Origin of the sequence: Nocardioides sp., assembly GCF_035429765.1 — a bacterium.
Taxonomy (GTDB): domain Bacteria; phylum Actinomycetota; class Actinomycetes; order Propionibacteriales; family Nocardioidaceae; genus Nocardioides.
The window spans coordinates 1-7553 of the sequence record NZ_DAOMFK010000150.1 but is presented as its reverse complement, the minus strand read 5'-3'; the positions used below and the strand labels follow the sequence as shown (position 1 = coordinate 7553).

Below are 7553 nucleotides of genomic sequence, written 5' to 3'. Positions count from 1 at the left end.
CCCGGTGCCGTTCGTGGCCTGGCCGACCGCCGGCCTGCCCGGGTGGGCCGGCGCGATGGACCTGGTCGTGGTCCTGGCCCCGCTGGGCGCCGACCCCGACACGGCCTCCGCGGCCGCCGAGGCGGTCCGCCGGGGCTGCCAGGTGGTCGTCGCCTGCCCCTCGCGCTCCCTGGTGGCCGAGCACGCGGCCGGCCGCTGGACCACGCTGCTGCCCACGGTCACCGGAGACCAGCTCGCCACCGCCGTGGTGGTGCTCGACTTCCTCGACCACGGCGGGCTGGGGCCGCGGGCGGACGCCGAGAGCGTGGCGACCGCCCTCGACGACGTGGCGGTGGCCTGCTCGCCGCACCGCGACCTCGCGGTCAACCCCGCCAAGACGCTGGCGATCGCCCTCGCCGACGCGGTCCCCGTGGTCTGGGGGGGCTCGGTGCTGGCCGCGCGAGCCGCTCGACGGGTCGCGGAGTCGCTGCGCCGGGCCAGCGGCCGGACCGCGATCGCCGGGGACGCCGAGCACCTCCTTCCGGTCCTCGAGGCCGCGGCGCGACGCAACGTCTTCGACGACCCGCTCGTCGACGGTGCCGCCGCCCGACCCGTGCTGGTCGTGCTCGACGACGGTGCCGAGGACCCCGTGCTCGCCGAGCACCGCGGCCGCCTCCGCGCCGCGGCCGCGGAGCGCGGCATCCGGGTCGAGACGCTCTCCACCGACGCCACCACCGAGGTGGCCCGCTACGCCTCCCTGATGCTGACCGGCAGCTACGCGGCGGAGTACCTCGGTCTGGCCCTGGTTCCTGGCTGAGCGGCCACCGGCCGGGTTCTGTACCCTTCCGCCCATGGCGGCTGACGGCGGGACCCGCGCGGTGGTGGCGGCGCTGCTGGCGAACCTGGGCATCGCGGTCACCAAGTTCGTCGCCTACCTGCTGGCCCGCAACTCCTCGATGCTGGCCGAGGCGATCCACTCGCTGGCTGACTCGGGCAACCAGGTGCTGCTGCTCCTGGGCGGCCGCCGGTCGCGGCGGGCCGCCACGCCGCAGCACCCCTTCGGGTACGGACGGGAGCGCTACCTCTACAGCTTCGTGGTGTCGATCGTGCTGTTCTCCGTGGGCGGCCTCTTCGCGCTCTACGAGGCGTACCACAAGTGGCACCACATCCAGGAGCACCCTGACGACACCGGTGTCGACCCCACCTGGTGGTGGCTGCCCCTGGTGGTGCTGGCGATCGCGATGGTGCTGGAGTCGTTCTCGTTCCGCACCGCCATCGCTGAGTCCAACAAGATCCGCGGCGGGGTCCCGTGGGTGGCCTTCGTCCGCCGCGCCAAGGCCCCCGAGCTTCCCGTGGTGCTGCTCGAGGACTTCGCCGCCCTCCTCGGGCTGGCGTTCGCCTTCCTGGGGGTCGGGCTCAACGTGCTCACCGAGAACCCTCTGTGGGACGTGCTGGGCACCACGATGATCGGCCTGCTGCTGGTGGCCGTGGCGATCGTGCTGGCGCTGGAGACCAAGAGCCTGCTGCTGGGGGAGTCGGCCACCCAGGAGGCCCAGGCCCGCATCGCCACCGCGCTCACCGAGCCGACCGGCGTCGAGCGGGTGATCCACCTCAAGACCCTGCACCTGGGGCCGGAGGAGCTCCTCGTGGCCGCCAAGTTCGCGGTCGCCCCGGGTGTGTCCGCCGCCGACCTCGCCGCGACGATCGACGAGGCGGAGCAGGCCATCCGGGCCGCCGAGCCGACCGCCCGGGTGATCTACCTGGAGCCGGACATCTACCGCGCCGACCACCAGCCGACCGCCCGCCCGACGCCGGTGTCCGGGCCCGGCCACTGACGCCTTCGACGACCTCGCTCGAGGATTCTGCGTCGGTCCACCGCCCGGTCTACCCTGTTCCGACACGGCGCGCGGTGCGCCCGAGACGTTGTCCGGGAGGGACCTGTCATGGACTTCAAGGTGGCCGACCTCAGCCTGGCCGACTTCGGCCGCACCGAGATCACCCTGGCCGAGCACGAGATGCCCGGCCTGATGGCGATGCGGGAGCGGTACGCCGCCAGCCGACCGCTGGCCGGCGCGCGGATCGCCGGCTCCCTGCACATGACCGTGCAGACCGCCGTGCTCATCGAGACCCTGGTGGCCCTCGGCGCGGAGGTCCGTTGGGCCTCGTGCAACATCTTCTCCACCCAGGACCACGCCGCCGCCGCGGTCGCCGTCGGCCCTCGCGGCACGGTCGAGGAGCCCGCGGGCGTCCCCGTGTTCGCCTGGAAGGGGGAGACGCTCGAGGAGTACTGGTGGTGCACCCAGCAGATCCTCGACTGGCCCGACGGCCAGTACGCCAACATGATCCTCGACGACGGCGGCGACGCCACCCTCCTGGTCCACCTCGGCGTCGAGGCGGAGAAGACCGGGACGGCCCCCGACCCGTCGACCGCGCAGAGCGCGGAGCAGCGGATCATCTTCGACGTGATCGCGCGGTCCCTGGCCGAGTCCGGCAACCGCTGGACCCGGGTGGCCAACCACATCAAGGGCGTCACCGAGGAGACCACCACCGGGGTGCACCGTCTCTACGAGATGGTCAAGGAGGGCTCGCTGCTCTTCCCGGCCATCAACGTCAACGACTCGGTGACCAAGTCCAAGTTCGACAACAAGTACGGCTGCCGCCACAGCCTGGTCGACGGCATCAACCGCGCCACCGACGTGCTGATCGGCGGGAAGGTCGCCGTGGTCTGCGGGTACGGCGACGTGGGCAAGGGCTGCGCGGAGTCGCTGCGCGGCCAGGGGGCTCGCGTGATCGTCACCGAGATCGACCCGATCTGCGCACTGCAGGCCGCGATGGACGGGTTCCAGGTCAGCACGCTCGAGGACGTCCTCGGCGTCGCCGACATCGTGATCACCGCCACCGGCAACCGGAACGTGGTGACCGCGGACCAGATGTCGCGGATGAAGCACCAGGCCATCGTCGGCAACATCGGCCACTTCGACAACGAGATCGACATGGCCGGCCTCGAGACCTACCCCGGCGTCCGGCGTACCACGGTCAAGCCCCAGGTCGACGTGTGGACCTTCCCCGCGGGCAACGCCGTCATCGTGCTGTCCGAGGGTCGGCTGATGAACCTCGGCAACGCCACCGGGCACCCCAGCTTCGTGATGTCGAACTCGTTCACCAACCAGGTGCTGGCCCAGATCGAGCTCTACACCCGCACCGAGCAGTACCCGGTCGGCGTCTACGTGCTCCCCAAGCACCTCGACGAGGAGGTCGCCCGGCTGCACCTGCCCGCTCTGGGCGTCAGGCTCACCGAGCTCACCGAGGACCAGGCCGCCTACCTCGGCGTGCCGGTCACCGGTCCGTACAAGGCCGAGCGCTACCGGTACTGACTCGACCGTGCTGGCACACTTGACGGCATGACCGAGCCTGCGGAGCCCACCCCGAACGGGTGCGTGCTGGTCGTCGACGACGACGCGTCCCTGGCCGAGATGCTCACCATCGTGCTGCGCCAGGAGGGGTTCGACTCGCGGGTGTGCTCGCGCGGCGACGAGGCGCTCGCGGCGTTCCGGCAGCACCAGCCCGACCTGGTGCTGCTCGACCTGATGCTCCCGGGGATGGACGGCATCGACGTGTGCAAGCAGATCCGCGCCGAGTCGGGCGTGCCGATCGTCATGCTCACCGCGAAGACCGACACGGTGGACGTGGTCCTCGGACTGGAGTCGGGTGCCGACGACTACGTGGTGAAGCCGTTCAAGCCCAAGGAGCTCGTCGCGCGGATCCGGGCCCGGCTCCGTCGACTCGACGTGCCGGGCGGCGACCTGCTCGGCATCGGCGACGTGGTCATCGACGTGGCCGGGCACTCGGTGACCCGGGCCGGGCGACCGATCAACCTCACCCCCCTGGAGTTCGACCTGCTGGTCTGCCTGGCCCGCAAGCCGTGGCAGGTGTTCACCCGCGAGGTGCTGCTGGAGCAGGTCTGGGGCTACCGGCACGCCGCCGACACCCGGCTGGTCAACGTGCACGTGCAGCGCCTGCGCTCCAAGATCGAGCACGACCCGGAGAACCCCGAGATCGTGGTCACGGTCCGGGGCGTGGGGTACCGCGCCGGATCGGTCTAGCCGGGCCACGCGATGGCCGAACGCAGCCTGCCGGCAGCCCTCCGCCGGATCCTCACCTTCTGGCGCCGCTCGATCCAGGCCAGGGTCGTCGCCAGCACGGTGCTGCTCTCCGCGCTGGTGTTCACCGTCACCGGCTGGTTCCTCCTGCACCAGACCCGGGACGGGCTGCTCGCCCACCGCGTCGACGCCGTGGTCGCCGAGGCCAGCGCCGAGACCGCGGTGGCGAGGTCCCGGCTGGCCGCGGTCCCCGGCACCGACCTGGACGTCGCGGGCCAGCGGCGCGACCTCTTCGACCCCATCAAGGAGCGTGCGGCGCTGCGCGGCTACTCCGTCGTCCTGTCGGGGCCGGTGACGGCCACCGGCGCCCCGCTGGCCGCGGGCGACCCGATCTCGAGCTCGGGACTGGACGTGACCAGCGTCCCCGACTCCTTGCACCAGCACTTCCAGGACTCCTCGAGCACGGCCTGGACCTACGCCCGGGTCCGCGGCAAGGGGGTCGCCGCTGCCGGGGTGCCGGGCATCGTGGTCGGCTCGGAGGTGCGCCTGCCGGCCGACGGACAGTCCTACGTCCTGTACTACCTGTTCCCGCTCGTCGACGAGGAGGAGACGCTCGCCCTGGTCACCCGAGCGCTGCTCACCGCCGCCGGGCTGCTGCTGGTGCTGGTCGCCGGGATGACCTGGCTGGTGACCCGGCAGGTGGTCACCCCGATCCGGATGGCCCGTCAGGTGGCGGAGCGACTGGCCGCCGGCCAGCTCCAGGAACGGCTGCGCGTGCGGGGCGAGGACGACCTGGCCCGGCTCGCCACGTCCTTCAACCAGATGGCCTCCAACCTGCAGCGTCAGATCGGCCAGCTGGAGGAGCTCAGCCGCGTGCAGCGGCGCTTCGTCTCCGACGTCTCCCACGAGCTGCGCACCCCGCTCACCACGGTGCGGATGGCCGGAGACGTGCTGCACGACGCCCGCCGCTCCTTCGACCCCGCGACCGCGCGCGCCGCCGAGCTCCTGCAGACCGAGCTGGACCGGTTCGAGCGGCTGCTCACCGACCTTCTCGAGATCAGCCGGTTCGACGCTGGAGCCGCCGTCTTGCACCTCGATGACGTGAACCTCGCCGACGTGGTCGCCCGGGTCGTGGACTCGACGCGGCTGCTGGCCGAGCCCCGGGGCACCCGGATCCTCGTCGACGCCCCGGACCGGCCGTGCCTGGCCGAGGCCGACGCCCGCCGGGTCGAGCGGATTGTGCGCAACCTGGTCACCAACGCCATCGACCACGCCGAGTCCGGCGACATCGTCATCCAGGTCGCGGGCAACGAGCAGGCGGCTGCGGTCTCGGTGCGCGACTTCGGGGTGGGGCTGCAGCCGGGGCAGTCGGCGCTGGTCTTCAACCGGTTCTGGCGCGCCGACCCGGCTCGGGCGCGCACCAGCGGCGGGCCCAGCCTGGGTCTGTCCATCGGGTTTGGGGACACCCAGCTGCACGGGGGCTGGCTGCAGGCCTGGGGCCAGCCCGGCAAGGGCACCCGGTTCCGCCTGACGCTACCCAGGTGGGCCGGCCAGACCCTCAAGAGCAGTCCGCTGCCGCTGGTTCCCGAGGACGTCGAGGAGAAGGTGTGACCCGCCCACGCCGCCGCGGACCCCGGCTGCTTCCCGCACTCCTGCTGGCGACGGCGGTGCTCACCGGCTGCGTCTCGCTGCCCGAACAGGGGCCGGTGGTGACGGCCGAGGAGGACTCCGGCCTGCGCACGGACGACCCTGCGGACATCGTCGTCCAGCCACCGACGCCGGGGGAGACGGCCAGCGACATCGTGCTGCACTTCCTGGACGCCATGACCGCCTCGCCGATGTCCACCAGCGTGGCGCGCGAGTACCTCACCCAGAGCGCCGCAGACGACTGGGACCCCGAGCGCGAGATCATCACCTACGCGGACAAGACCCGCCCCTTCGGCAGCAACCCGGTCCAGGTGCGGCTGCTGGGCGCGGACCACCTCGACGCGCGGGGGTCGTGGCTGGGCTCGCTCCCGCGTGCACGCAGCACGCTGCGCTTCCCGGTCACCCTCGAGAACGGCGAGTGGCGCATCGCCCGTGCGCCTGATGCCCTGGTCGTCCCCGACACCTGGTTCGAGCCCCGGTTCCAGCAGGTGTCGCTGTACTTCTTCGACCCGACCGCCACCGTCGTGGTGCCCGAGCCGGTCTACCTCCCGCGTGGGGACCAGCTGGCCACCGCCCTGACCTCGAACCTGCTGCTGGGGCCGCCGGTCGGGCTGGGTCGCGTCTACCGCACGTTCCTCCCGCCAGGTCTGACCGCCGGGCTCTCGGTCCCGGTGACCCGTGCGGGTGTCGCAGAGATCGCCCTGCAGGGCGACGCCTCCCGGCTCACCCCGCAGACCACCGGCCTGATGCTGGCCCAGCTGGCCTGGACGCTGCGACAGGTGCCGGGCATCCGGGCACTCAAGGTCACCATCGGGGGGCAGCCGGTCGACCTGCCGGGGGACAGCGAGGTGCTCCCGGTGTCCGCCGGCGCGGCGTACGACCCGGCGGGGATGCTGGCCACCGACGAGCTCTTCGCCCTGCGAGACGGCGTCCTGGTGAGCGGCTCGGTGGAGGAGATGCGCCCGGTGGACGGGCCGATGGGCCGCGTCGACCAGGGTCTGCGCAGCGTCGCGGTGAGCATCGACGGGTCCCGCGTGGCAGGGGTGACGGCCTCGGGCCGGGTCCTCCGCTCGCAGCTGCACGGCTCCAGCCGACAGGTGCGCCAGGTCGTCAGCGGCGGCACCGACCTGCTCCCCCCGATGTGGGACCTCACCGGACGGCTGTGGCTGGTGGACCGTCGCGACGACGGCGCGCTGGTCTCGCTCGTGCGTGGCGGGAGGGCGGTCCAGGTCGACGCTCCCGGCATCACGGGGGCCCGGGTGCGGGCGGTGACCGTGTCGCGGGACGGCACCCGGCTGGTCGCGGCGCTGGCCGGGAGGCACACCGACTCCCTCGTCATGTGCCGGATCGGGCGCGGCTTGGACGGGCGCCCGCTGCTGACCCCCGCCCGGCCGGTCCACGCGGACTTCGACGCGCCGCTGCGCGTGCGCGACCTGGGCTGGCGGACGCCCATCTCCCTCGTGGTGCTCTCTCCGCTCGCCCAGCGGCTCTCCCAGGTGCGCGCCATTCCCATCGACGGGTCAGCGGGGGACACGCCGATCCCCCCCACGACGCTGCGCGGGCAGATGCGCTGGCTGGTGAGCTCGCCGGTCGCGGAGCAGCCCACCTACGTCGCGTCCGCGCGCGCGGTCATGGACCTCGCCGAGGCCGAGCGCACGGTGCGCCTCCCGGGGGTGTCCCTGGGAACCCTCACCTACGTGGGGTGAGCCGGCCGTCCACAGGCCGTGGCGCACGCTGCTGCCCGGGTCCGCGTCGCGTGCTGTGCTGGGGGCTGTGGAACGGGTGTCCGACGCCGTCCTCGACCTGCTCGCGGGCGGCACCTGCCTG

Annotated in this window: 6 protein-coding genes; all 6 read left to right on the top strand. The window is 72.7% G+C overall.

Annotation, left to right across the window (positions count from 1 at the left end):
- Positions 1-796, top strand: a 796-nt coding sequence (locus PLP61_RS12750; RefSeq protein ID WP_324503105.1) for an SIS domain-containing protein, incomplete at its 5' end; no start/stop codon positions are given.
- A gap of 34 nt (positions 797-830) precedes the next feature.
- Complete coding sequence (locus tag PLP61_RS12745) at positions 831-1814, top strand: cation diffusion facilitator family transporter (protein ID WP_324503104.1); 984 nt, start codon at positions 831-833, stop codon at positions 1812-1814.
- Positions 1815-1922: 108 nt separating this feature from the next.
- Entirely contained in the window at positions 1923-3353 is a 1431-nt protein-coding gene (gene ahcY, locus PLP61_RS12740; protein ID WP_324503103.1) for an adenosylhomocysteinase, read from the top strand.
- A gap of 27 nt (positions 3354-3380) precedes the next feature.
- Entirely contained in the window at positions 3381-4082 is a 702-nt protein-coding gene (gene mtrA / locus PLP61_RS12735) for an MtrAB system response regulator MtrA (RefSeq protein WP_324503102.1), read from the top strand.
- 12 nt (positions 4083-4094) lie between these two features.
- Entirely contained in the window at positions 4095-5690 is a 1596-nt protein-coding gene (gene mtrB / locus PLP61_RS12730; RefSeq protein WP_324503101.1) for an MtrAB system histidine kinase MtrB, read from the top strand.
- Positions 5687-7432, top strand: a complete 1746-nt coding sequence (locus PLP61_RS12725) for an LpqB family beta-propeller domain-containing protein (protein ID WP_324503100.1) — start codon at positions 5687-5689, stop codon at positions 7430-7432. Before mtrB ends, PLP61_RS12725 begins: the two co-directional genes overlap by 4 nt.
- The last annotated feature ends 121 nt before the right edge of the window (positions 7433-7553 follow it).

Excerpts from the sequence above, each read along its gene's own strand:
- mtrA (WP_324503102.1), top strand. The coding sequence starts at position 3,381 with ATGACCGAGCCTGCGGAGCCCACCCCGAACGGGTGCGTGCTGGTCGTC.
- PLP61_RS12745 (WP_324503104.1), top strand. The coding sequence starts at position 831 with ATGGCGGCTGACGGCGGGACCCGCGCGGTGGTGGCGGCGCTGCTGGCG.
- ahcY (WP_324503103.1), top strand. The coding sequence starts at position 1,923 with ATGGACTTCAAGGTGGCCGACCTCAGCCTGGCCGACTTCGGCCGCACC.
- mtrB (WP_324503101.1), top strand. The coding sequence starts at position 4,095 with ATGGCCGAACGCAGCCTGCCGGCAGCCCTCCGCCGGATCCTCACCTTC.